This window comes from Catenuloplanes niger (genome assembly GCF_031458255.1).
GTDB lineage: Bacteria > Actinomycetota > Actinomycetes > Mycobacteriales > Micromonosporaceae > Catenuloplanes > Catenuloplanes niger.
In genome coordinates this window covers 424,494-446,914 of the sequence record NZ_JAVDYC010000001.1, presented here as the reverse complement: position 1 = coordinate 446,914, position 22,421 = coordinate 424,494, and the positions used below count along the sequence as shown (strand labels likewise).

Here is a 22,421-nt window from a genome sequence, read left to right as displayed (position 1 = left end):
GCTATTCTTGGCTACTTGCAAAGTTGTGGCAACAAGGGTGAGGCCGTGCTCGACCGCTTCCTGATCCTCACCGAGCTCGCCCGGCTGCCGGCCGTACCGCGCCTACTGGTGTTCACCCAGCTCGCCTTCAACGTCGGCTTCTACCTGGTGCTGCCGTTCCTCGCCGACCACCTCGGCGCCGGCCTCGGCCTGGCCGCGGCGGTCGTCGGACTGGTCCTCGGCCTGCGCACGTTCAGCCAGCAGGGCCTGTTCCCGCTCGGCGGTGTGCTCGCCGACCGGTACGGCGCCCGCCCGGTGGTGCTGGCCGGCTGCACGGTCCGGATCGCGGGTTTCCTCGTCCTCGCGCTCGCCCACGACCTCGCCACCGTGCTGGCCGGCACGGTGCTGGTCGGTGTGGCTGCCGCGCTGTTCTCCCCGGCCGTGGAGTCCGCGCTCGCCCGCGAGGGCGCGCGCCTCGAGGCGGCCGGCACGCTGCGGCGCACCGAGCTGTTCGCGATGTTCTCCGCCGCCGGCGAGGTCGGCGCGGTCACCGGCCCGCTGCTCGGCGTGCTGCTGCTCCCGGCCGGCTTCCCCGCGGTCTGCCTGGCCGCCGCGGCCGTGTTCGCGCTGATCCTGGCCGTGCACGTGCGGCTGCTGCCGGCCGAACCCGGGGCGCACGCGGACGAGCCGGTCCCGGCCGGGCTGCGCGAGGTGGCCGGCAACCGCCGGTTCCTGGCGTTCGCGGCCGCGAACAGCGCCGGACTGTTCGCCTACCACCAGCTCTACCTGGCACTGCCGCTGGAACTGCGGGCCGAGGGCGCGGCCTGGGCGCTGGGCTGGCTGTTCGCGCTCGCCTCGGTACTGATGATCGCCGGGCAGCTGACCGTGGCCCGCCACGCCCGCCGCCTGCTCGGCCCCCGTGCCGCGCTCGCCTCCGGCTTCGCGCTGATGGCGGTCGCGTTCGCGGTGGTGCCGGTGCTGCCGGGCGCGTGGTCCGCGCTCGCCATGGTGGTGCTGCTCACGGCCGGTCAGATGCTGGCGTCCCCGGTCGCCCGGGACACCGCGGCCCGGCTGGCCGGCGAGCGGCGCCTCGGCGCCCACCTCGGCGTGCTCTCCGCCGCGGGCGGCCTCGCGGTGCTGGCCGGCAGCACGGTGACCGGCGCGCTGCTGGACTCGGCCGGCCCGGTCGTCCCCTGGCTGGTGCTGGCCACCGTACCGCTGGTCGGCGCCCTGCTGCTCCTGATCGTCGTTCCCGCGATTCGTCCGCCGGCGCGGGTCTCCGGGCCGCGCGCCGCGCTCGCCGCGGGATCCGAGGGTGGGCACCACGAACCCGGGCCGGGCGGCACCGCACCGAAGCCGGACCGGGCGGCACCGGGAGCACGACCGTGCTGACCGGTCTCGGCGCCGGCGTAGAGGTCCGTCATCGGCGCTGACGGCAGGCGACCGGGCCGGCGTCGGTGCGGTGGTCGTTCGTGAGGGTTTACCCGGTGACGTGCGGAAGGGCGGCGCCGGTGGCGCGCCGGTCATGTTAAAGATCATCCATGCGCCACGTCCGCGTCATCGCGCTCTGCACGATCGTCGTTCTCGCCGCGTCGTTCGCCGCGCACAGCGCGGCCGCCGAGCTGTTCCCCCGCACCGTCGCGGCCGAGCCGGCGCTGTCCGGCGTGCCGGTGCGGCCCGCGGCGCCGGCCGCCCCGGATCCGTCGCTGACCGCGCACGCGCTGACCGCGGCGCCGAGCCCGCTGGACAATCCGCTCAAGGGCTTCGCCCGGTTCTACGTGCCCGGCGAGGACCAGAACACCGGCTATCCGCGGTCGCTGTCGTGGAGCTACTTCGGACTGTCCGAGGTGATGACCGGCGCGAACGACTGTGCCGCGTACGACTGGTCGGTGGTCGACCGGGCGCTGACCGAGATGGCGTCGTACGGCAACCAGGCCGCGATCCGGTTCTACATGGAGTACCCGGGCGGCACCGGCAGCCACCCGGCGAACGCGATCCCGCGCTGCTTCGACGGGCACGTCGCCTACCGGGACAACACCCGGTGGGGCACGGTCTCGCCGGACTACGACAGCCCGTACCTGCTGGACGCGGTCACCGCCTTCGTCGCCGCGTTCGGTGCCCGGTACGACGGCGACCCGCGGATCGGCTTCATCAACCTGGGCCTGGTCGGGCTCTGGGGTGAGTGGCACACCTGGCCGTTCGACGCGGACACCGCCGACGGACACCCGGACCTGATGCCGTCGGACGCCAGCGGCGCGCGGATCGTGGCCGCGTTCGACGACGCCTTCGACGTCACCAAGCTGGAGATCCGCTACCCGGAGTCGGCCGGTGGCGCTGCGGACGGCCGGGACGTCGGCTACCACGACGACTCGTTCTGCTACCGCGAGGGTTCACCGGCCGCGGGCGTCACGCTGCCCCGGTCGATGGGCGGCAGCGACTACGCGCAGTTGCAGCGCGCGCTGGACCGCGGTGTGGAGAACAAGTGGATCAGCAGTTCGATGGGTGGTGAGGTGCGGCCGGAGATCCAGGGCAGCGCGTTCGACGCCTGGCCCGGCGGCGCCGGTCAGGTCGACGACATGCGGGCCTGCATCGAGCTGGAGCACACCACCTGGAAGATCAACCAGGGCAGCCAGGGGTACGCCGCGTCGGATCCGAAGGTGGCGGCGGCGGTCCGGCTGATGGGGTACGACCTGACGGCCACGCACGCGTACCTCCCGGACGACGCCGCCGGCACGGCCACGGTCGGTGTCACGATCTCCAACCGCGGCGTGGCACCGTTCTACTATCCGTGGACGGTCACGCTCGGCCTGAAGAACGCGGCCGGCGGTGTCGTCAAGACCTGGGACACGTCCTGGGACCTGCGCACGGTCATGCCGCTGAAGGTCCGCGCGTTCCCGGACTGGAACGCGGGCGCGGACTACCTCGACTACGGCCACCCGCAGTACTTCCAGCACGGCATCGACCTCGGCGGCGTACCGGCCGGGGACTATCAGCTGGTCATGCGGGTGCGTAACCCGCTGGAGGCGATCAGCCCGGCGGCGAAGAAGCTCCGCTTCGGCAACGCCACCCAGGGCGGCGACGGCTGGCTCGGCCTCGGCGACCTCGGCGTCGGCGCGAGCACCGGAGGCGGCGGCACCCCCACACCCCCGGCCCAGACCACGCCCCCGGCTCCGACGCCCCCGGCCCAGACCCCGCCGTCCGCGCCGCCGGCGCCCGGCATGCCGTCCGCACCGGCCGGTGCGGTGACGCTGGACGACTTCGACGGCGCACCCGCCTACCCCGCGGACGCCCGGAACGACCTCGGCGGGTGGACCGGTGGCAACTGCTTCCGCAACGGTGGCGGCGCCGGCGTGGTCACCGGCGGTGCGCTCGCGCTGAGCTACGACAACTGCGGCTGGTTCGGCAGCGACATCGACCAGGACCTGACGGGAAAGACCCACCTGGTGGTACGGATCAGGGGCGCGCAGGGCGGCGAGCAGTCGCACTTCCACCTGAGCCTCGGCGGCGCCACCCGGGTCTTCGGCGACTTCGTCCTGGACGGCGGCGGCCGTCCCGAGATCACCACGGAGTACCGGGACATCCGGATCCCGATGGCCGCGAACGGCATCGACCGAGCCCGCCCGCAGCAGCTCGCGATGGGCTTCTGGTACGGCGGCCGCGGCACCGTCACGATCGACGCCGTGCGTGCCGAGTGATCTCCACCGGGCGGTTGTGTTCCTGGCCTCGTCGGCCGCGAACCGGGCGGCCCCGCCGTAGGCTGGGCCGGTGAACAATCGCCCGCTGACCCTGATGACCGTCCACGCGCACCCGGACGACGAGGTGACGAGCACCGGTGGTGTGCTCGCCCGGTACGCGGCCGAGGGCGTGACCACGATCGTCGTGACCTGCACCGACGGCCGCTGCGGCGACGGGCCCGGCGGTGCCAAGCCGGGCGGGGCCGGGCACGACCCCGAGCAGGTCGTCGCGATCCGCCGCGGTGAGCTGGAGGCCAGCTGCGGCATCCTCAAGGTCACCCACCTGGAGACGCTCGGCTACCACGACTCCGGCATGATGGGCTGGCCGAGCAACGACGCGCCCGGCGCGTTCTGGTCCACGCCGGTGGACGAGGCGGCCGCCCGGCTGGCCGAGCTGATCCGGCGGTACCGGCCGGACGTCGTGGTCACCTACGACGAGAACGGTGGCTACGGTCACCCGGACCACATCCAGGCGCACCGGGTGACGATGGCCGCGGTCGCGCTGGCCGGTGACGTCACGAAGGTCTACTGGAGCGTCACGCCCCGGTCCGCCATGGACGACATGGCCGAGCGGATGATCGCGGCCGGTCTCTTCACGCCGGAGGACTTCCCGGCCGACGCGCCCCCGATGGGCGTGCCGGACGAGGACATCACCACCCGGGTGGACACGACGGAGGTCGCCGCGCAGAAGTTCGACGCGCTGTCCGCCCACGCCAGCCAGGGCGACGGCGCGTTCTTCATCGGCCTGGGCCGGGAGACGTTCGGCGAGATGATGGGCACCGAGTCGTTCATCCGCGTCCAGGACTCCACCGGCGCCCCGCTGCCGGAGACCGACCTCTTCGCCGGCCTGCGGTAGGCCGGTGGCCGCACGGTGCCGGCCTCACCACGGGCCGGTGGCCGTGCGGTGCCACCGGCCCGCTCCGGGCCGGTGGCATCGCGCCGCGAGGCGTTCGGCGAACGGGCGGACGAGGTCGTCACCGGTGGCCGGCACGCGGCGGATCAACGCGGCCGCCTCGGCCGTCTCACCGCGACCGAGCAGCACCGAGGCGAGCAGCGCGCGGCAGCGGTTCTCCGGGACGGCGGCGCGCGCACGTCATCCGATCCGACCGCGGCCTCCAGCACCTCGGTCAGCCCTGCCGCGTCAGCCGCGGAGGGCGCCGGACATGAAGCCGCGGACGTAGCTGCGTTGCAGGAGGACGAAGAGCAGCAGGCAGGGGAGCGCCATCAGGGTGACGCCGGCCTCCAGCGCGGCGTAGTCGATGGCGCCGAACGTGGCGGTGCGCATGTTGACGACCGCGAGCGTGAGCGTGAAACGGTCGGTGGAGTTGAGCAGGATCAGCGGGGCGAAGAACTCCGACCACGACGACAGGAACGCGAACAGCGCGACCGTGACCAGGCCGGGCCGGACCGCGGGCAGCAGCACCCGGGTCAGCACGCCGACGCTGGACGCGCCGTCGACCTGGGCGGACTCCTCCAGTTCGGGTGGGATCGCGGCGAACGAGTTGCGCATCATGAAGATCGCGAACGGCAGCTGGAACATGATCAGGACGAGGCTCAGCCCGACCAGCGAGTCCTCCAGGCCGATCCAGCCGAGCAGCACGTAGAGCGCGATCAGGACGGTGGCGTACGGGACCATCAGGATCGCCAGCGTGACCAGGAACAGCGCGTCCCGGCCGGGGAAGCTGAACCGGCCGAACGCGTACCCGCCGAGCGTGGCCACCAGCAGCGTGCCGCCGACCGTCAGCAGCGCCACGGTCAGGCTGTTCACCACGTGGTAGAGCCGGATCCCGCTGTCGTCGGTGAACAGCCGGGCATAGTTCTCCAACCCGAAACCGTCGGCGGTACGGACGGAGGCGTACCCGCTCCACAGCAGCGGGAACAGGAAGAGGATGGCGAGCGCGCCGCCGGTCACGGGATGCAGAAGCTTCACGGGGCACTCCGGGTGCGAAGGACGGCCAGCTGCGCGAGCGACACGACGACGAGCACGGCGAGCAGCGCCACCGAGACGGCCGCGGCCGAGCCCAGGTCCAGCTCGATGAACGCCTTGCGGTAGACGACCATCACCAGCGACGTGGTGGAGTTGTCCGGCCCGCCGCGGGTGAGGATCCAGAACTGGTCGAACGCGAGCAGCGAGCCGGTCACGATCAGCGTCAGGACCAGTGCGATCGTCGACCGCATCAGCGGCAGCGTGATCGAGGTGAACGTCTGCCACCGGTTCGCGCCGTCGAGCCGCGCGGCCTCGTACACCTCGGTGGGCACGGCCTGCAGCCCGGTGAGCAGGATGAGCATGTTGAACCCGGCGAACCGCCACAGCACCAGCAGGATCGCGGCGCCGAGCGCGGTGCCGCCGCTGTCGCTGACGCTGATCACGCCGCCGAACGGGCCGATCTCCGCGCTGAGCAGGCCGAGGAACAGCAGCGACGCGCTGGCGAAGCCGACCGCGGCCGGCAGGAAGAACACGGTCCGGAGGAAGCCGGTGCCGCGCCGCCGCCGCTGCACCAGCAGCGCCATGCCCAGCGAGGACGCGAACAGCAGCACCGTGATGATCACGGTGTACGTGAGCGTGAACCCGGCGGCGTCGCGCAGCAGCCGGTCGTCGGCGAGGCCGGTGTAGTTCGCCGGGGCGTTGAGCGTGGGCAGGCCGAGCAGCGGCCAGCGGTGCAGGGACATGTAGGCGACGAGCCCGAGCGGTACGACGAAGAACGCGCCGACCATGAACGCGGTGGGCGCCGCGTACAGCATGCCGGTCAGCGCGTGCCGGCGGCGGCGTGGATTGCGCCGCCCGGCCGCGGTGGGACGCACCACCGCGGCCGGGCGGGACAGCACCGACGTCACTTGGCGAGCGACGCGGTCAGGGCGGCCGCGCCGTCGGTCAGCGCGGTGCTCGCGTCGCCGAACAACGCGCCGCGGAACGTGGCGATCCACGGGCTCTGCGGGTCGTTGTAGGTCGCGTTGAAGTTCTTCGCGTACGGCGTCCGCCCGTTCGCCAGCAGCGAGTTGATGGTGACCACGCGCGGGTCGGCCGCGGCGTACCGGTTGGCGGCCAGGTCGGTGCGGACCGGCACGCCCTTGCCCTTCGCCACCACCTCGACCTGTGCCTCGTCGCCGAGCGTCCAGGACAGGAAGTCCCACGCCGCGTCCGCCTTCGCCGAGGTGGCGCCGATGCCGATCGCGTCGCCGCCGACGAACGTGGACTCACCGCCGTCCAGCCCGCTGATCGGCGCCACGCCCAGCTCGAAGTCGGTCTTCTCCTCGATGATGCCGAGCCACACGCTGGGCGCCGGCGCGATGCCGATCGTGCCGCTCTGCAGCGCGCCGAGCCAGGTCGGGCCGGCCTCGTCCTTGGACGCGGGCGCGGCCACGCCCTCCTCGTACAGTTGCCGGTAGAGCGCGAACACGCCGGCCATCGCCGGGTCGTCGATCGTGCTGGCCGTACCGTCGTCATTCATGATGTCGCCGCCGGCGGCCCAGACGGACGGCCACAGCGTGAAGACGTTGCAGCCGCCGCAGTTGCCGCCGAAGTAGGTGCCGTTGACGTCGCCGCCGAGCTTGTCGATCGTGCGCGCGTGCGCGGCGAACTCGGTCAGCGACGTCGGCGGCTTCTCCGGATCGAGGCCCGCCTGCCGGTAGAGGTTCTTGTTGTAGAGCAGCACGGACATGTCGATCGTGTGCGGGACCGCGTAGTTGCGGCCCTCCCAGGTGCCGTTCCGGACGTGCGCGGGCGCGACCTCGCCGGCCACCGGGAGGGCGGTGAACTTCTCGGTGATGTCGAGCCAGAGACCCTGGGCCGCGTACTGCGGTGCGAACACCACGTCCGCCGCGAAGAGGTCGGGCAGCGCCCGCGCGCCGGCCGCGGAGGCGAGCTTCGCCGGGTACTCCTCGTTCGGGTACGCGGTGACCTCGACCGTGTCCTCGTGCGTGGCGTTGTACGCGGCCGCGTACGCCTTGGACACGGTCTCGGTCGCGGCGCGCGTCCACAGCGTGACGGTCACCGGGCCGTCCGCGACCGCCGCGCCACCGCCGCAGCCCGCCAGGCCGGCGGTCAGCACCGCGCCCAGCCATCTCCTCATCGACATCACCGAGTTCTCCTAAGGGGTATAAGCCTGCAACTCCGTTATTCCGGTCCTGAAGCCGGGCGCGTGCGTCACCTGGATCCGGAACCGCTGCGCGGTCACCGCGCCGAACCGGACCACGTTGTAGTTCGCCCGGGGGGACGCCTGCGAGGCCACGGTCACCCACGCCGAGCCGTTCCAGTACTGGACGGTGTACGACGCCGGCGGCCGGTACCGGTTGGCGGCCCGGTCGTCGCGGAAGTAGACGCGCACCTCGTCGACGGCCCGCGCGCTGCCGAGGCCGGCCTCCAGCCAGTCCGTGGCGTTCGGTGACCCGTACGTGCCCCAGAGCGGCTCGTTGATCGGATAGCCGTCGACCGCGGCGCCGGTGCCGGTGCCGGACGCGGTGTAGGACGCGCCGGTGGTGGCGTTGCGGAGGATGTTGGCCTCGGACAGGTTCGTCCCGGACTTCGCGAAGACGTCCACCATCCGTGGGCTGTCCTGGGTGACCTGCGCCGGCGCCTGCACGCCCGGGACCGCGGCGCGGTACGTGACCGCCCCGCCGTTCGGCAGCGACACCGCGCCGGTCGCCGGGTCGTAGACCACCCGGGTCAGCCGGTCCACCGTGAACGCGCGCGTGCCGTTGAGGTAGACGGAGTAGCCCTCCGGGAAGCCGGCGTAGCGCGTCACGCCGTCGGCCGGGTCGTCCCAGACGATCGACAGGTCCGCGTTGCGGTAGCGCAGGTGGTTGGCCGCGAAGTGCGACCAGCCGATGCCGATCGGGGACAGCTCGACCTGCGCGTCGTTGCGCGGCCGCAGCCCCATCACGTCCTCGATCATCGTCCAGTTGCTGCTGCCGAGGATGTTGTGGTGGATCCAGGACCGGTAGTCGATCGTGCGGGTCGACGCGTTCCAGTTCGCCCAGAACTCGTTCGCGTCCGGCCAGGCCGTGTTGCCGCCGATGTACTGCGCCCAGGCGTTCCAGTAGAGCAGCTTCTTGTAGTCCTCGGCCGTCATCCACTGGTTCGGGTAGTTGCGCAGCACCGAGGAGTAGAGCCGGAACTGCACGGTCGAGTTGATCGTGGAGAAGTTGTTGCTGCCCGGCTGCCCGGCCGCCGCCGCTGCCGCCTTGTCCCGCTGGTTCGCGGTGAAGAACGGGAAGATCGGGTACTCGGCCGGGTCCGCGTAGAGGCGCAGGGCCTGCTTGTACGCGTCGGTGTTCGGCATCGCGCCGACCGCGAACGGGTAGTAGTTGTTGATTTCCTTCCACGGCACGTGCGCGTTCGTGGCCACGTGCCGGTGCTCGATCAGCTGCCGGGACGGGTTCCACAGCACGCTCACGATCGCGGTCCGCACCCGGTCCGCGATCGCCTGCATCTCGGCGGCCTTCGCGGTGTCGCCCGCGGTGCGATAGGCCTGCGCGGCCGCGAGCGCGTTGCTGTAGACGTACGCGGACTCCGCCCGGTCGAGCCACCCGTCCCGCCAGTGGAACGACACCGCGTCCGCGTCGTTGCCGGTCAGCGCGCCCCAGTCGTACTCGATCAGGCCGTTGCCGTCGTGGTCGTAGAACGACAGCTGCCCCTTCACGTCACCCTCGGCGTAGCGGGCCAGCTGCGCCGCGATCGCCGGCTGTCCACCGTGGATCTGGTACGCCCGCCAGGCCGCCTCGGAGATGTACTGCGTGTACGAGTTCGACCAGTTCTCCGGGTCGCCCGGGTTGTCCACGAACCGGCCGCCCTTCGACACCTGGCCCACCGACACCCACGGACCGTACGAGTGGACCGGATCGCGCAGGTACTTCAGGTCGTCGATGTGCATGGGCTGGGTGAGCACGATCGCGTTGTTGTAGCCGAGCGCGCCCTCCACCGACACCGGGAACTGGAAGTCCTGCCCCGGGATGTCCGCGTCCAGGTGGTTGAAGCGCATCAACCACCAGCGGTAGTACAGGTTCTTCTTGATCGCCGGCTCGGGCACGTCCAGGTACGGGATGTTCTGCGCCCACCAGCGGTTGTACGCGCGCACGTGCGTGCCGAAGGCCACCTCCGGGGCGTACCCGCGATAGGCCTGGTACTCGGTCGACGACTCCGGGATCTCGGTCGTGACGAAGCCCATCACCACCTTGGTCGTCACCGTCGCCCCGGCCGCGACCGTGACGCCGCGGTTCAGCCCGCCGCCGGAGACCGTGAACCCGTCCGCGGACAGCCGCGGGTAGAGCGTGGTCAGGTTGTTCCGCACGGCCCGCTGACCGGTCAGTTCGCTGCCGGAACCGGTCGTCGCGTAGGGCGACGTGACGCGCAGGCTCACCGTCGCGGGAGCGGTCCCGCCGTTCGTGATCGCCAGGTTCGCCACCGCCACGTTCTGCTGCGTGATGAACTTCGTCTGCTGGATCCGCACGGTCCCGGCGGTGTGGACGGACCTCCAGTGACTCGGCGCCTGCCAGCGCTGCGCGACCTGCTCGGTGAACGTCCCCGGGCTCGCGGTCACCGTGAACGCGGGCTGGTCGCTGATGCTCTCCCAGTACGCCACCTGCCCGCCGAAGCCGAGCGTTCCCGGCGTGTGCGTCTTCATGAACAGCGCCCGCCCGCGGCTCATCAGCCACGTGCCGGCCGGGTCGTTGCCGGACCGGGACAGCAGCCGGTCCATCCAGAAGTCGGTGCCGCCGGCCTCCGCGTCATAGATCGCCTGCATGGTGCTGCCGGTGCTCAGCGCGGCCGGCGCCGCCGGGACCGGGCCACCGGAGAACGTCGGGTAGCCGATGGTCTGTGCTGCTCGGGCCGGCGGGGCCGGCAGGGTGAGGAGTGCGAGGACGAGTACGGCGCTCAACGCTTTCCGCATCGCGTCATCTCCGGGGGGTCAGGGAGTGAGGACGGGCAGCCAGACGCGCATCGTGGCGGGACCACGACGGGCCCAGCGGTGGTACGGCACGAGCGGCACGACGGTGGGGGATCCGATCGCGGAATCGGTGCCGGTGCGGTGGTACGGCCAGCGCGCGCCGGTGGACTGCGCGAACCGGCCCTTCACGGCGGTGGCCTCCGGGGCCACCGCCGTGTCGACCATGAGGTGATCCAGGTTCTCCTGCGCGTCGAGCGACTCCACGCACATGACCAGCGGCCCGGCCTCGACCGCCACGCACCCGCGCACCGCGTCGATCCGCGGGTCCGGCCAGGTCCAGCGCGGCGTGAGCGGCAACCGCAGCACGACGGTGTCGCCGGCCGCGAAGTCACGCCGGATCCGGACCGCGGTCCCGGCCTCCACCGGCCGCCCGTCCAGCGTGGCGCCCTCGGCCCAGCCCGGCACGCGCAGGCTCAGCACGCGCTCGCCCTGGTCGGCGCGGCGCACCGTGATCACGATGTCGCCGTGGTCCGGGTATCGGGTGCGCACGTCCAGCTCCAGCCCGCCGGCCCGCACGTCCATGTCCGCGTACTGGTGCAGCTGCACGCCCTCCGCGGTGGACGTGACCAGGTAGCCGGGCAGGCTGGCGAGCAGCCGGGCCACGTTCGGCAGGCAGCAGGAGACCTCGAAGAACGGCGCGCGCGGCCCGCCACCGAAGCGCAGCTGCGCGCGGTCCGCCGGCACGAACTCGGTCGGCGTGCGCTGGTGCAGCGTGTGCGCGTAGAAGAACGCGCGCCCGTCGTCCGCGATCGCGGTGGCGACCACGTTGTAGAGCACCCGCTCGACGATGTCGCCGTAGCGCATGTCGCCGGTGGCCAGCAGCAGCCGGTGCGCCAGCATCACCGTGGCGACGCCCGCGCAGGTCTCCGAGTAGGCCCGGTCCGGCGGCAGCACGAAGTCGTCGCCGAACGACTCGTCCTGGTGCCGCGACCCCATGCCGCCGGTCAGGTAGGTGCGCCGCGCGAGCGTGTGGTCGAACTGCCGGACGACGGCCGCCAGCAGCTCCGTGTCGCCGGTCTCCACCGCCACGTCCACCGCGCCGGCCGCCAGGTAGAGCGCGCGGACCGCGTGCCCGCGCAGACTGTGCGCCTCCCGGACCGGCGTGTCGTCCAGGAAGTAGGCCCAGCCGAACTCGTGCTCCGGCAGCGTGCGGTGCCCGCGCCGGTTCACGAACGCGGCCGCGGTCTCCAGGTAACGGGCCTCGCCGGTCACCCGGTACAGCTCGACCAGCGCGGTCTCGATCTCCGGATGTCCGCAGATCGCGGGATCGGCGCCGGCCACGTGGTCGGCCGCCCGGCGGGCGACCGAGACCAGAGCGGGGGATCTTCCGGTACGGGCGGCGGCCACCCCGGCCTGGATCAGGTGACCGAGGCAGTACAGCTCGTGCCCGAAGTGCGGGTCGGACCAGCGGGCCGGCTGGCCGGGGCGGCCGTGCGCCGTACCGACGTAGCCATCCCTCTCCTGGGCCCGGGCCACCAGCGCGGTGAGCTCGTCGATCTCGGCGAGGTGGTCCGCGTCGTCCCAGCAGTAGGCCTCGAGCAGCTTGTAGATCTCCGAGTCGGTGAACTCCCGGCCGACGTGCCGCTCGGGCTCCCGGAAGTTGCGGATCCAGCCCATCCGGTCCAGCCAGGCGTGCGCGTGCGGCAGGACGCCGGACGTGTTGACCGCACGCCGGTCCGCCCAGAACCCGCCGTCGCGCAACCGCACCGCCTCCGGCGACACCGGCCGGAACGCGCCCGAGGACGGCACGACGGGCCCGCGTTCGACTGCAGTCACACCGGCTCCCTACGCTGTCGAAAACCTTTTCGGAATCCTGGCACCGTCGTTACTCCACTGTCAACGGTCTATTTCGTCGCCATTGCCGAAACCGTCCGGATCGACCCGGCGGCTATGCTGATCCGAAAGCTTTTCGACCATGGGGGTACGCGTGGCGAGGCAGCGGATGCAGGCCGTCACCCTGACCGACGTGGCGCGGCTGGCCGGCGTCTCCGTCGCCACCGCCTCCAAGGCGCTGAACGCGCGCGGTGAGGTCGCCCCGGCCACCCGGCAGCGCGTGCAGGCCGCGGCGGACGAGCTGAAGTTCTCGCCGAACATCCTGGCCCGCGGCCTCATCTCGGGCAACACGCGGACGATCGGCCTGCTCACCGACGAGCTGTCCGCGGCCCGGTTCACCATCCCGGTGCTGCTCGGCGCGGAGAACGCGCTCGGCGACGAGCAGATGAGCGTGCTGCTCTGCGACGCGCGCGGCGACGCGATCCGCCGCCGGCACTACATCCGCACGCTGCTGGCCCGGCAGGTCGACGGGTTCATCATCCTCGGCGACGCCAACGAGGTCCGGCCGTCGCTGACCCGGGACATCCCGGTGCCGGTCGTCTACGTCTACTGCGAGTCCGACGACCCGGACGACGTGTCGCTGGTCGCGGACGACGCCGGTGGCGCCCGGCTCGCGGCCCGCCACCTGGTCTCGCTCGGCCGCCGCCGGATCGCGCACATCACCGGTGACCATGCCTACCGGGCCGCTCGTGATCGCGCGTCGGCGTTCGCCGCGGAGATGGCCGCCTCCGGGCTCGAGCCGGTGGGGGACCCGCTCTTCGGCCAGTGGTCGCAGCGATGGGGCCGGCATGCCGCGTCGATGCTGCTCTCCGCGTACCCGGACGTGGACGCGATCTTCTGCGGCAGCGACCAGATCGCGTACGGCGTCACGGAGACGCTGCGCGACCTCGGCCGGGCCGTACCCGACGACGTGGCCGTCGTCGGGTACGACAACTGGGAGGTGATCGCCGCCGAGTGCCGCCCGCCGTTGACCACGGTCGACCTCAACCTGGAGCAGCTGGGTGCGGCCGCGGTCAAGGCACTGTTCGCGGCGCTCGACGGCAATCCGTCCTCCGGGGTGGTGCGCATGCCGACCCGGCTCATCGTGCGCGAGTCCACCGGGGTGGCACGCCGGTCATAGCCCGTACCGGCTCTTCAGGTGACGCCACCAGTCGCGCGCCATCCACCGGTCGAACTCGGTGATCTGCGTGGCGCTGCCCGCCTTCATCAGGAAGCCGCCGACGCCCGGGTCCCAGTCGTAGAAGTCGTCCAGGCCGAGGCCGTGCCCGATCTCGTGCAGCAGGATGTGCTGGTTCTCCTGGTTCAGTGAGTTCACGAAGTACTCGCTGCCCATCCGCTGGCCCCAGTCGCCGCCCGCGCCACCGCCCATGCCGGCGGTCAACCAGAGCGACATGTCGTAGTGGTGCGCGTACCCACCGGGGCAGTTGGGGTACTGGCCGTTCTGGTTGAAGAAGCGGCCGCACGGCTCCGCGCACTGCGGCGCGTTCTCCCGGATGTTGTTCACGTAGATGTCGACCGAGTTGTCCGTCCACTGCAGCGTGTTGCGGTCCCGGACGGCCCAGCCGACCACGTTGACCGGCACGTACGTGTACGGGAAGCCGTCGAACCCGGCCATCGCCGCGATCCACTTGTTGAACTGCTGGCCGAGCTTGACCTCGATCTGGTCGCGCAGCGCGGCGGACACGGGGGCGGACGAGTCCCAGCGCACGCAGTAGTTGATGCTGCCCTGCGCCGCGATCAGCTGGTCCCAGATGTAGTTGCGGAACCCGTACAGGTTGCCGTAGGTCTCCTCCTGATGCCGCCAGACCGCGTCCAGTGCGGAGCTGAGGTTGGCCGGCGGGTTCCAGGTGCTCGGCGCCGGCGTGCTCGGTCCCGGGGTGCTCGGCCCCGGCGTGGTCGGGCGCGGGGCCGGGGTCTGCGTCGTCGGGTTCGGGCCCGGCGTCGTCGGTGCCGCGCTGCCGGTGCAGGCAACGCCGTTCAGCGCGAACGTGGCCGGTGCCGGGTTGGCGCCGGTGACCGTGCCGTTGAAGCCGAACGACGCGGTCGCGTTCGTGGCGATCCCGCCGTTCCAGGCCGCGTTGGTGACCGTGACCGCGCTGCCCGATTGCGTGTACGACCCGTTCCACAACTGGGTGATCTGCTGGGCGCCCGGGAACGAGAACGTCAGCCGCCACCCGTCGACCGGGTCGCCCAGGTTCGTCACCGCGACCGTGCCGCTGAACCCGCCGTTCCACTGACTCGGCACCGAGTAGGCCACCCGGCACCCGGTCGCCGCGGCCTGCGCGGTCGCCACCGTCGTCCCGGTCGCCGCGGTGGCCAGCGCGATCACGGCCGCGACCAGCGCCGGCCTTCGCATCCTTCTCATGATTCGCACCCTTCGTGCGCCGAAAAGCTTTTCGCGACCCTAGGCATCGATGTGTGCCGATGTCAAATGTGCCCGCTGTCCGCCCACCACGAACGCACGCCGAAAGCACGCGGCCGGCCGCGTGCTTTCGGCGTGCGTCATCAATTTCGGCGACCCGGTGCCCGGTGTCGCGTCGGCCGGAGCCCGCGTCGCATCCGGTCCGGGAGCCGGCGGTGCGTCTCGCCGGCCGGCACGCGGGATGCGTGAACTCGCCCGGAACCATCCGCCGGCCCGATCCGACATCAACCGCGAACGCTTCGTCGCCGGATGTCCCCGGTGATCGAGGCATCTCCATGTCGTTTCGGCGGTCCGGGGACGCCTCGATCGCTCGGGTCCGGTGAAGGTTCCGGGCACCCGTCCGTGACCGCCCGTCCGTGATCGCCCGATCGCGGTTGCCCGTCCCGCGATGCGAATCGCATGACCGAAGGAGCACGTTCTGACACTCGAGACCGAGACCGAGACCGAGACCGAGACCGCGTCGCCGTCGTCCGCGTCGCCGTCGGTGCCGGAGCCGCCGCCCCGGCGGGGAGGGTGGGCGGCGCTGCGGCCGCTGATCCACCGGCTGCACTTCTACGCCGGCGTGCTGATCGGCCCGTTTCTGCTGGTGGCGGCGCTGAGCGGTGGGCTCTACGCGCTCAGCCCGCAGCTGGAGAAGGTGATGTACGCGGACCTGCTGACCGGCGGGCCGGCCACGGTTCCGCTCGCCCGGCAGGTCGCGGCCGCGCAGGCGGTGACCGAGGTCCCGGGCTTCGTGGCGGTCCGTCCGGCACCGGCCGGCGGCACCACCCGGGTGATCTTCGACGACGGCTCGTTCCCCGAGTCGTACCGTCATGCGGTCTTCGTCGATCCGGCCGACGGCAGCGTGCGCGGCCAGGCCACGGTCTACGGCACCACCGGCGCGCTGCCGGTGCGGTCCTGGATCGACGAGCTGCACCGGTCGCTGCACCTCGGCGAGGCCGGCCGGCTCTACAGCGAGCTGGCCGCGTCCTGGTTGTGGGTGGTCGCGCTCGGCGGCCTCGCGCTCTGGCTCGGCCGGGCCCGCCGCCGCGTCCTCGTGGTCGACCGCCGGGCGCGCGGCCGGGCCCGCAGCCGCTCCTGGCACGCGGTGACCGGCGTCTGGCTGTTGCTGGGCTTCCTCGCGCTGTCCGCGACCGGGCTGACCTGGTCGCAGTACGCCGGCGCGAACGTGACCACGCTGCGCGCGCAGCTCGGCTGGTCCACGCCGGCGCTGAACACCGCGGTCGACCCGGCCGCCGCGCCGTCCACCGGCGGTGACCACGCCGGGCACGGCGGTCACGCCGCCCCGGCGCCCGGCACGGTCGACGTGTCGCGGGTCGACGCGGTCCTGGCCGCCGCCCGCGCCGCCCGGGTGGACTCCGACCAGGTGGAGATCGGCGTGCCGGCCGGCGAGGGCCGGGCGTGGACCGTCACCGAGGTGCACCGGGCCTACCCGACCAGCGTGGACTCCGCCGCGGTCGACCCGGCCACGCTCGCGGTCACCGACGTGGTGCGGTTCGCGGACTACCCGTTCATGGCGAAGATGGCCCGCTGGGGCGTCGACCTCCACATGGGTACGCTGTTCGGCCTGCCCAATCAGGTCGCGCTCGCCCTGCTCGCGGCCGGTCTGGTGGCCGTGGTCGTCCTCGGTTACCGGATGTGGTGGCAGCGCCGCCCGACCGGCGCGGACCGGTGGCGCCCCGGCCCGGTCCTGCCGCCCGGCGGCCTTCGCGCGCTGCCCTGGCCGGCTCTGCCGCCGATCGCCGTCGTGACGGTCGCGGTCGGCTGGTTCCTGCCGCTGCTCGGCCTCGGCCTCGCGACCTTCCTCCTGGCCGATGTGCTGCTCGCCGCGGTCCGGCGGCACCGGGCGGCCTGACCGGGGACGCCGGCGGCACCTGCTGACGTGCCGCCGGCGTCGAGGTCAGTCCTCCAGGCCGGAGCCGGTGTACGAGGGCACGCCGGAGAGCATCGCGAGGATCTCCGGATTGTCCTCGTTGCGACGCCGGTGCAGCTCCTGGATCTTCGCGTTCAGCTCCGGGTCGTCGTCGTCACTGACGTCGAAGATCTCGAGCCGCTCGGCCAGGTGCAGCCCCAGCTGGTCGGTCCGGTACGTGGTCGGGTGCGTCAGGTAGGCGTACAGCCCGTCGAGGTCCTCGACGACGAACACCGCGCTGTACGAGTAGTCGCCGCCGAGGTCGCGGCCCACGATGAAGGACTTGATCGCGGGGTTCGACCGGCCCTGCTCGCGCCAGCTCTCCAGCGCCGCCTCGATCTGCTCCGGCGTCGCGGTCGCCTTCAGGGTGGCGCGATTGATGTGGTAGATCATCCGATCCTCGTCTCTAACGCCGTTAGAAAATCTAACTGCGTTAACTCTGCGGCGCCTCACCGCGGTCGTCAAGGTCGATGCCCGGTGTCGGAGGACACCACCGAACCGCCGCGGCACCGGGGTGTCAATGCGCGACGGTCGCGGCGACGGCGTCGATACTGGACTGTTCCGGCAGGTGCAGGACGGCCGTGGACTCCTCGGCGAGCGCGGTCAGCCGGGCGACCTCCCCGTCGGTCAGTTCCCCGGCCAGCCGGCCCGCGGCCACGTTGGCGCGCAGGTGGTCCGGGTCCGTCGTGCCGGGGATGGCGACCACGGCCGGGCTGCGGCGCAGCAACCAGGCCAGCGCGATCTGGGCCGGCGTCGCACCGAGGCGCTCCGCGGGGGCGGCCAGCTCGGCGTAGCCGGTCAGCCGCCCGGCCGCCAGCGGGAAGTAGGGCACGAAGAGGATGCCCTGGGCCTCGCAGTCGGCGAGCACCTGGACGCCGCTGCGGTCGAGCAGGTTGAAACGGTTCTGCACGGCCGCGATCGGCGTCACCCGCTGCGCGCGGGCAAGGTCCGCCGGGGATGCCCCGGACAGGCCGATCCGGCGGATCAGGCCCCGCTCGCGCAGGTCGGCGAGCACGCCGAGCCGCTCCTCCAGGTCCTCCTCCGCCGACACCGCGCCCAGGTCGCCGCCGAGCCGCAGATAGGTCAGCTCGCTCACGTCCGTACCCAGGTCGGCCAGGGCCTCGTGCACCTGCGCCCGGATCTCGGCCAGGTCCCGGATCGTGGTCCAGGTGCGGCCCGGGCCGCGGCCGGCGCCGACCTTGTTGCCCACGATCACGCCGTCCGGGAACGGGCGCAGAGCCTCGCCGATCAGCTGGTTGACGGTCCGCGGACCGTAGGCGTTCGCGGTGTCGAAGAACGTGACGCCCTCCTCGACGGCGAGACGCAGCACGCGCCGCGCCGCCGCCGGGTCGTCCGGTGGGCCCCACACGTGCGTCCCGGCGAGCCGCATGGCGCCGTACCCGATGCGATTCATTGTCTTCTCCTCGGTGTATCAGTGCCTCACCATTATGCGTAGCACTGCTCGAAACAGTGTTACGCCGAATGCCGTAGCATTGCAACCGTGGATGACGACAAGCGGCGACGGATCCTCGACGTGACGGCCGGGATCCTGGAGAGCGGTGGTGCGCAGGCGGTCTCGACCCGGTCGGTGGCCGCGGCGGCCGGGATCCGGGCGGCCTCGCTCTACCAGCTGTTCGGTGACATGGACGGCCTGCTCACGGCGCTGGCCCGGCACGTCTTCGACCTGTACCTGGCCGAGAAACGGACCCTGACCGCGACCGACGACCCGGTCGACGACCTGCGGCGCGGCTGGGACATGCATGTCAGCTTCGGCCTCCGGCACCCCGCGTTCTACCTGTTGATGTTCGGCCCGCCCCGGCCCGGCCGCCGCCCACCCGCCGTCGACCAGGCCTACGAGCTGCTGCTGCGGTACATGGAACGGGTCGCCGCGACCGGCCGACTGCGCGTGCCGACCACGGTCGCGGCCGACCTGGCCCTGGCCGGCGGCATCGGCGCCACGCTCACGCTGATCGGCGGGCGCGGGGACGGGGCGGCCCCGGGTGCCGCGCCGATTGCCGACGTCACGGGCCTGTCCGAGCGGATGCGGGACAGCCTGCTCGGCGCGGTCCTCACCGGCGCGCCCGCCACCGCGTCGCCCGGACTGGCCCCGCTCGCGGTCGCGCTGGACACCGCCCTCGCCGCCGAGCCGCCGGAGACGCTGCGGCCCACCGAGACCGCGCTGCTGCGCGACTGGCTGGGCCGCCTCGCCGGCTGACGGTCGGGCACACTGGGCCGGTGGCGTACGTACTGGACACCGTGGATCTGCCACCGGGGGAGCGGGCGGAGGCGGTGCGGACCGCGATGATGTACGCGTCCGCGCCCTGCCACGTCATTCACGAGGAGCCGGACGGGCCGGTGCACGCGCGGATGGAGGTCTGGGACCTCGGCGACGCGAACGTCTTCACGCACCGGTCGTCCGGGATCCGGCTGCTGCGCACGGACCGGCTGGCCCGGCAGGACGCGATGCCGGTGGTCGCGCTCTCCGTCCAGCTGCGGGCCGACGGCCGGATCGCGCAGGCGGGGCGGCAGGCCGTGGTGCCGGCCGGGGAGCTGCTGGCGGTGGACCTGTCGGCCGCCTACGACTATTCGTGGTCCGGGCACGGCGCGGCCGGGGCGATCCAGGTCCCGTTCGACCGGCTCGGGCTGCCGGTCGACCTGGTGCGGCGGGCCGTGCCGGAGATCCGGTCGAGCCCGTACCACCGGATGCTCATCGACCACGTCGGGCACCTGGCACGCGATCCGGCGCGGCTGACCGGGAACGCCGCGGTCGCGACCGCGAGCGTGGAGCTGGTGCGGGCGCTGCTGGCGACCGCGGTCCCGCCGGGCCGGGACACCCGGCGGGTGCTCGCGGAGACGCTGCTGACCCGGGTGCTGGCGTTCGCGCGGGCGCACCTGGCCGACCCCGACCTGAGCCCGGCGGCGATCGCGTCCGCGCACCACGTGTCGCTGCGGCACCTCTACCAGGTCTGCGCGGAGGCGAACCTGAGCCTCGAACAGTGGATCATCGGTGAGCGGCTCCGGCACGCCCGGCAGGACCTGCTGCGCCCGGAGAACCGACACCGTCCGGTGGCCGCGATCGCCCACCGCTGGGGCTTCCGCGACCCGACCCACTTCACCCGCCGCTTCAAGGCCCGCTACGGCGTCCTCCCCAGCCGGCTCCGCCGGTCGTCCGAGACCGACCGCGGCTGACGGCACCGCGTGATCCGCGGCCGGCCGGGCCGCGGATCGTGCACTGTGGGCCGACGGGCGTGCGGCGAGGGCCGATCCGGCGCGGTGCGGCGCCGATAGCGTCGTCCGGTGCGGGAGGAACTCGGGGAACGGCTTCGTGAGCTGCGGATACGGGCCGGTCTGACGATCGAGGGGCTGGCCGGGGCGTCGGGGGTGAGCGTGCGGGCGATCAGTGACACCGAGCGCGGCCGCAGCCGGATGCCGCGTCCCCGGACCGTCGTGGCGCTCGCGGCGGCGCTCGGGCTGGACGGAGCCGACGCCGACGCGCTCGCGGAGCTGGCGCGCTCCGCCCGGGGCACCGTGGTGGCGGGCCGGCCACGCGCGGGTGAGCTGCCGAGGCGTGCCGGCGTGTTCGTCGGCCGGCGCGCCGCGCTGACCGAGATCGGCGGGTGGGTCTCGGCGTCGCGTCCGGACGGGCCGGCGCTGGTCGTGGTGCTGCACGGACTGCCGGGCGTGGGCAAGACCGCGCTCGCGCTCCGCCTCGCCGAACGGCACCGGGACCGGTTCCCGGGCGGCGCGCTCTACGCCGATCTGCGCGGCGGCGCCGGTGCGGAGGCGGAAACCGTGCTGCTGCGCGCGCTGGGCGTGGGTGCCCGGCGGATCGCGGCGGCCGGCGACGAGCGGGCCGGGCAACTGCGGGAACTCCTCGGCCGGCGCCGGTGCCTGCTGGTCCTGGACGGCGCGGACCGCGAGGCGCGGGTCCGCGCGCTGCTGCCGGGCGCCGGCTGCGTGCTGGTCACCAGCCGCCGGGCGCTCGCCGGCCTGGAGGCGGTGCGCCGCTACGCACTCGCGCCGCTGTCACCCGGCGAGTCGGCGGCGCTGTGGCGTGCGATCGGCGGCGAGTCCGGCACACCGGAACAGATCGACGCGGTGGCGCGGCTCTGCGGCCACCTCCCGCAGGCCCTCCACCTCGCCGCCGCCCGCCTGACCGGCACCGGCCCGGTTCGCACCGGCCCGGTGGCCCATGCGACCGGCACCGGCCCGGCCGCTCGTGCGACCGGCACCGGTCCGGCGGCCCATACGACCGGCACCGGTCCGGCACCGCATGCGACCGGCACCACTCCGGCACCGCACGCGACCGGCGTCGATCCGGCCGCTCGGGTGACCGGCGCCGGTCACCGCCGCCGTGTGGGCGAACCATGGCCGATGGCGCGCCTGCTCGCGGAACTGTCCGACATGGACCGTGGACCGGCCGCGCTGACCGGAGCAGGCATCGGTGCCCCGGCCGCGTTCCCCGAGCTCGGCTCCGACGCCCGGGCCGTGCTCCGAGGCCTCCTCCGGGCGCCCACGCCGTTCGTCCGCACCGCGGACGCCGCGGCCGCGGCCGGATGCGACCCGGTCACGGCCGAAACGCTGCTGGAGGAGCTGCTGGACCTGGGACTGCTGCGGTCCGTGGGCGCCGACCGCTACCGGCTGCACGACGCGGCCCGGCTGTTCGCCGGCCCGGAGCCGGCCGCACCGGATTCTGCCTAATGTTCCGCATGGTTCGCCGGTCGGCCCGCTGATTGCATGTGGCAACAACCTGATCACTGATCCGGAGGAACACATGAGCGAAGTACCCCGGCGTACGGTGCTGGCCGGCTCCGCGGCCGTCGTGGCCGCGGGCGTCCTCACCGCGGCGACCGCCGGTCCGGCCACGGCGGGCGGTTCCGGCAAGGCGACGAAGCCCACCGTCGTCCTGGTCCACGGCGCGTTCGCGGACGCGTCCGGCTGGACCGAGGTGATCCGCCGGCTGACCCGCGACGGCTATCCGGTGCTGGCACCGCCGAACCCGTTGCGCGGCGTCGCGTCCGACTCCGCCTACCTCGCGAGCTTCCTGGCGAGCGTGCCCGGCCCGATCGTCCTGGCCGGACACTCGTACGGCGGCTTCGTGCTGACGAACGCGGCGGCCGGCAACGCGAACGTGCGGGCGCTGGTCTACGTGGCGGCGTTCGCGCCGGACGCGGGCGAGACCGTGCAGGGCCTGCAGGTGCTGTTTCCCGGCACCGAGCTCGGCGAGGCGCAGCTGGACTTCCGGCAGCACCCCGGCGGGTACGACGGGTACGTCAAGGCCGCGGTGTTCCGTGAGGTCTTCGCCGGCGATCTGCCGCGGTCGACCACGGACCTGATGTGGGCGACCCAGCGCCCCGGCGACACGCACACGCTCGGCGAGCCGTCCGGCGCGCCCGCCTGGCGGGACATCCCGTCGTGGTACCTGGTGGCCCGCGACGACCAGCTCATCCCGGCCGCGGCGCAACGGTTCATGGCGGCCCGGGCCGGCGCCCGCGTCGTCGAGGTCCGCGCGTCGCACGTCGCCATGATCTCCCAGCCGAAGGCGACCGCGGATCTGATCGCGCTCGCCGCACGTACCGTTGCGAAGGGTTTCTGAT

At 72.9% G+C, this 22,421-nt stretch carries 17 protein-coding genes; 9 read left to right on the top strand and 8 right to left on the bottom strand.

Going from position 1 to position 22,421, the window contains the following annotated elements:
• Positions 1-15: 15 nt before the first annotated feature.
• The 3 genes from J2S44_RS01930 (at position 16) to J2S44_RS01920 (ending at position 4,569) form a co-directional block, all read left to right on the top strand.
• Complete coding sequence (locus J2S44_RS01930; protein ID WP_310408420.1) at positions 16-1,371, top strand: MFS transporter; 1,356 nt, start codon at positions 16-18, stop codon at positions 1,369-1,371.
• Positions 1,372-1,520: 149 nt separating this feature from the next.
• On the top strand, positions 1,521-3,674 hold the full coding sequence (locus tag J2S44_RS01925) for a carbohydrate-binding protein (RefSeq protein ID WP_310408418.1): 2,154 nt from the start codon (positions 1,521-1,523) through the stop codon (positions 3,672-3,674).
• Between the two features lie 70 nt (positions 3,675-3,744).
• Positions 3,745-4,569 carry a PIG-L family deacetylase gene (locus tag J2S44_RS01920; RefSeq protein WP_310408417.1) on the top strand — a complete coding sequence of 275 codons (825 nt, stop codon included), beginning with the start codon at positions 3,745-3,747 and terminating at the stop codon, positions 4,567-4,569.
• A gap of 285 nt (positions 4,570-4,854) precedes the next feature.
• Here J2S44_RS01920 and J2S44_RS01915 read toward each other — a convergent pair whose 3' ends face one another.
• From J2S44_RS01915 to J2S44_RS01895, 5 genes are read right to left on the bottom strand one after another with little or no spacing between them, the layout of a single operon-like run.
• Positions 4,855-5,643: a carbohydrate ABC transporter permease gene (locus J2S44_RS01915; RefSeq protein WP_310408414.1), complete on the bottom strand. Its 789-nt coding sequence runs from the start codon at positions 5,641-5,643 to the stop codon at positions 4,855-4,857.
• Positions 5,640-6,548: a carbohydrate ABC transporter permease gene (locus J2S44_RS01910; RefSeq protein WP_310408412.1), complete on the bottom strand. Its 909-nt coding sequence runs from the start codon at positions 6,546-6,548 to the stop codon at positions 5,640-5,642. The genes J2S44_RS01915 and J2S44_RS01910 overlap by 4 nt, the downstream gene beginning before the upstream one ends.
• A complete protein-coding gene (locus J2S44_RS01905) occupies positions 6,545-7,783 on the bottom strand; it encodes an ABC transporter substrate-binding protein (protein WP_310408409.1) in 1,239 nt (412 codons plus the stop codon). The genes J2S44_RS01910 and J2S44_RS01905 overlap by 4 nt, the downstream gene beginning before the upstream one ends.
• Before the next feature lie 18 nt (positions 7,784-7,801).
• Positions 7,802-10,600 (bottom strand): MGH1-like glycoside hydrolase domain-containing protein, encoded by a 2,799-nt coding sequence (locus J2S44_RS01900; RefSeq protein WP_310408406.1) that lies wholly within the window; start codon positions 10,598-10,600, stop codon positions 7,802-7,804.
• 18 nt (positions 10,601-10,618) lie between these two features.
• Positions 10,619-12,433 carry a glycoside hydrolase family 127 protein gene (locus J2S44_RS01895; protein WP_310408403.1) on the bottom strand — a complete coding sequence of 605 codons (1,815 nt, stop codon included), beginning with the start codon at positions 12,431-12,433 and terminating at the stop codon, positions 10,619-10,621.
• A 139-nt stretch (positions 12,434-12,572) separates the two neighbouring features.
• Between J2S44_RS01895 and J2S44_RS01890 the strand changes: the two genes are divergently transcribed.
• On the top strand, positions 12,573-13,610 hold the full coding sequence (locus J2S44_RS01890; RefSeq protein ID WP_310408400.1) for a LacI family DNA-binding transcriptional regulator: 1,038 nt from the start codon (positions 12,573-12,575) through the stop codon (positions 13,608-13,610).
• On the opposite strand, the gene J2S44_RS01885 is transcribed toward J2S44_RS01890, so the two are convergent.
• Positions 13,605-14,855 (bottom strand): cellulose-binding domain-containing protein, encoded by a 1,251-nt coding sequence (locus J2S44_RS01885; protein WP_310408398.1) that lies wholly within the window; start codon positions 14,853-14,855, stop codon positions 13,605-13,607. The genes J2S44_RS01890 and J2S44_RS01885 overlap by 6 nt on opposite strands.
• 541 nt (positions 14,856-15,396) lie before the next feature.
• Here J2S44_RS01885 and J2S44_RS01880 point away from each other — a divergent pair.
• Positions 15,397-16,767, top strand: coding sequence for a PepSY-associated TM helix domain-containing protein (locus J2S44_RS01880; protein WP_310408395.1), 1,371 nt, complete (start codon positions 15,397-15,399; stop codon positions 16,765-16,767).
• A gap of 45 nt (positions 16,768-16,812) precedes the next feature.
• Here the strand turns inward: J2S44_RS01880 and J2S44_RS01875 are convergent, their stop codons facing one another.
• Positions 16,813-17,217: a Dabb family protein gene (locus J2S44_RS01875; protein WP_310408393.1), complete on the bottom strand. Its 405-nt coding sequence runs from the start codon at positions 17,215-17,217 to the stop codon at positions 16,813-16,815.
• A gap of 124 nt (positions 17,218-17,341) precedes the next feature.
• Positions 17,342-18,238 (bottom strand): aldo/keto reductase, encoded by an 897-nt coding sequence (locus J2S44_RS01870; RefSeq protein WP_310408390.1) that lies wholly within the window; start codon positions 18,236-18,238, stop codon positions 17,342-17,344.
• 87 nt (positions 18,239-18,325) lie between these two features.
• On the opposite strand from J2S44_RS01870, the gene J2S44_RS01865 reads away from it, so the two are divergent.
• The 4 genes from J2S44_RS01865 (at position 18,326) to J2S44_RS01850 (ending at position 22,420) form a co-directional block, all read left to right on the top strand.
• Positions 18,326-19,039: a TetR/AcrR family transcriptional regulator gene (locus J2S44_RS01865; RefSeq protein WP_310408388.1), complete on the top strand. Its 714-nt coding sequence runs from the start codon at positions 18,326-18,328 to the stop codon at positions 19,037-19,039.
• 20 nt (positions 19,040-19,059) lie between these two features.
• On the top strand, positions 19,060-20,013 hold the full coding sequence (locus J2S44_RS01860; RefSeq protein WP_310408386.1) for a helix-turn-helix domain-containing protein: 954 nt from the start codon (positions 19,060-19,062) through the stop codon (positions 20,011-20,013).
• Positions 20,014-20,121: 108 nt separating this feature from the next.
• Positions 20,122-21,525 (top strand): helix-turn-helix domain-containing protein, encoded by a 1,404-nt coding sequence (locus J2S44_RS01855; protein WP_310408383.1) that lies wholly within the window; start codon positions 20,122-20,124, stop codon positions 21,523-21,525.
• 73 nt (positions 21,526-21,598) lie between these two features.
• Positions 21,599-22,420 (top strand): alpha/beta fold hydrolase, encoded by an 822-nt coding sequence (locus tag J2S44_RS01850; RefSeq protein WP_310408381.1) that lies wholly within the window; start codon positions 21,599-21,601, stop codon positions 22,418-22,420.
• The last annotated feature ends 1 nt before the right edge of the window (position 22,421 follow it).

Coding starts and splice junctions, on each gene's coding strand:
- J2S44_RS01890 (WP_310408400.1), top strand. CDS start 12,573: ATGGGGGTACGCGTGGCGAGGCAGCGGATGCAGGCCGTCACCCTGACC.
- J2S44_RS01905 (WP_310408409.1), bottom strand. CDS start 7,783: ATGAGGAGATGGCTGGGCGCGGTGCTGACCGCCGGCCTGGCGGGCTGC.
- J2S44_RS01885 (WP_310408398.1), bottom strand. CDS start 14,855: ATGAGAAGGATGCGAAGGCCGGCGCTGGTCGCGGCCGTGATCGCGCTG.
- J2S44_RS01850 (WP_310408381.1), top strand. CDS start 21,599: ATGAGCGAAGTACCCCGGCGTACGGTGCTGGCCGGCTCCGCGGCCGTC.
- J2S44_RS01900 (WP_310408406.1), bottom strand. CDS start 10,600: ATGCGGAAAGCGTTGAGCGCCGTACTCGTCCTCGCACTCCTCACCCTG.
- J2S44_RS01925 (WP_310408418.1), top strand. CDS start 1,521: ATGCGCCACGTCCGCGTCATCGCGCTCTGCACGATCGTCGTTCTCGCC.
- J2S44_RS01875 (WP_310408393.1), bottom strand. CDS start 17,217: ATGATCTACCACATCAATCGCGCCACCCTGAAGGCGACCGCGACGCCG.
- J2S44_RS01870 (WP_310408390.1), bottom strand. CDS start 18,238: ATGAATCGCATCGGGTACGGCGCCATGCGGCTCGCCGGGACGCACGTG.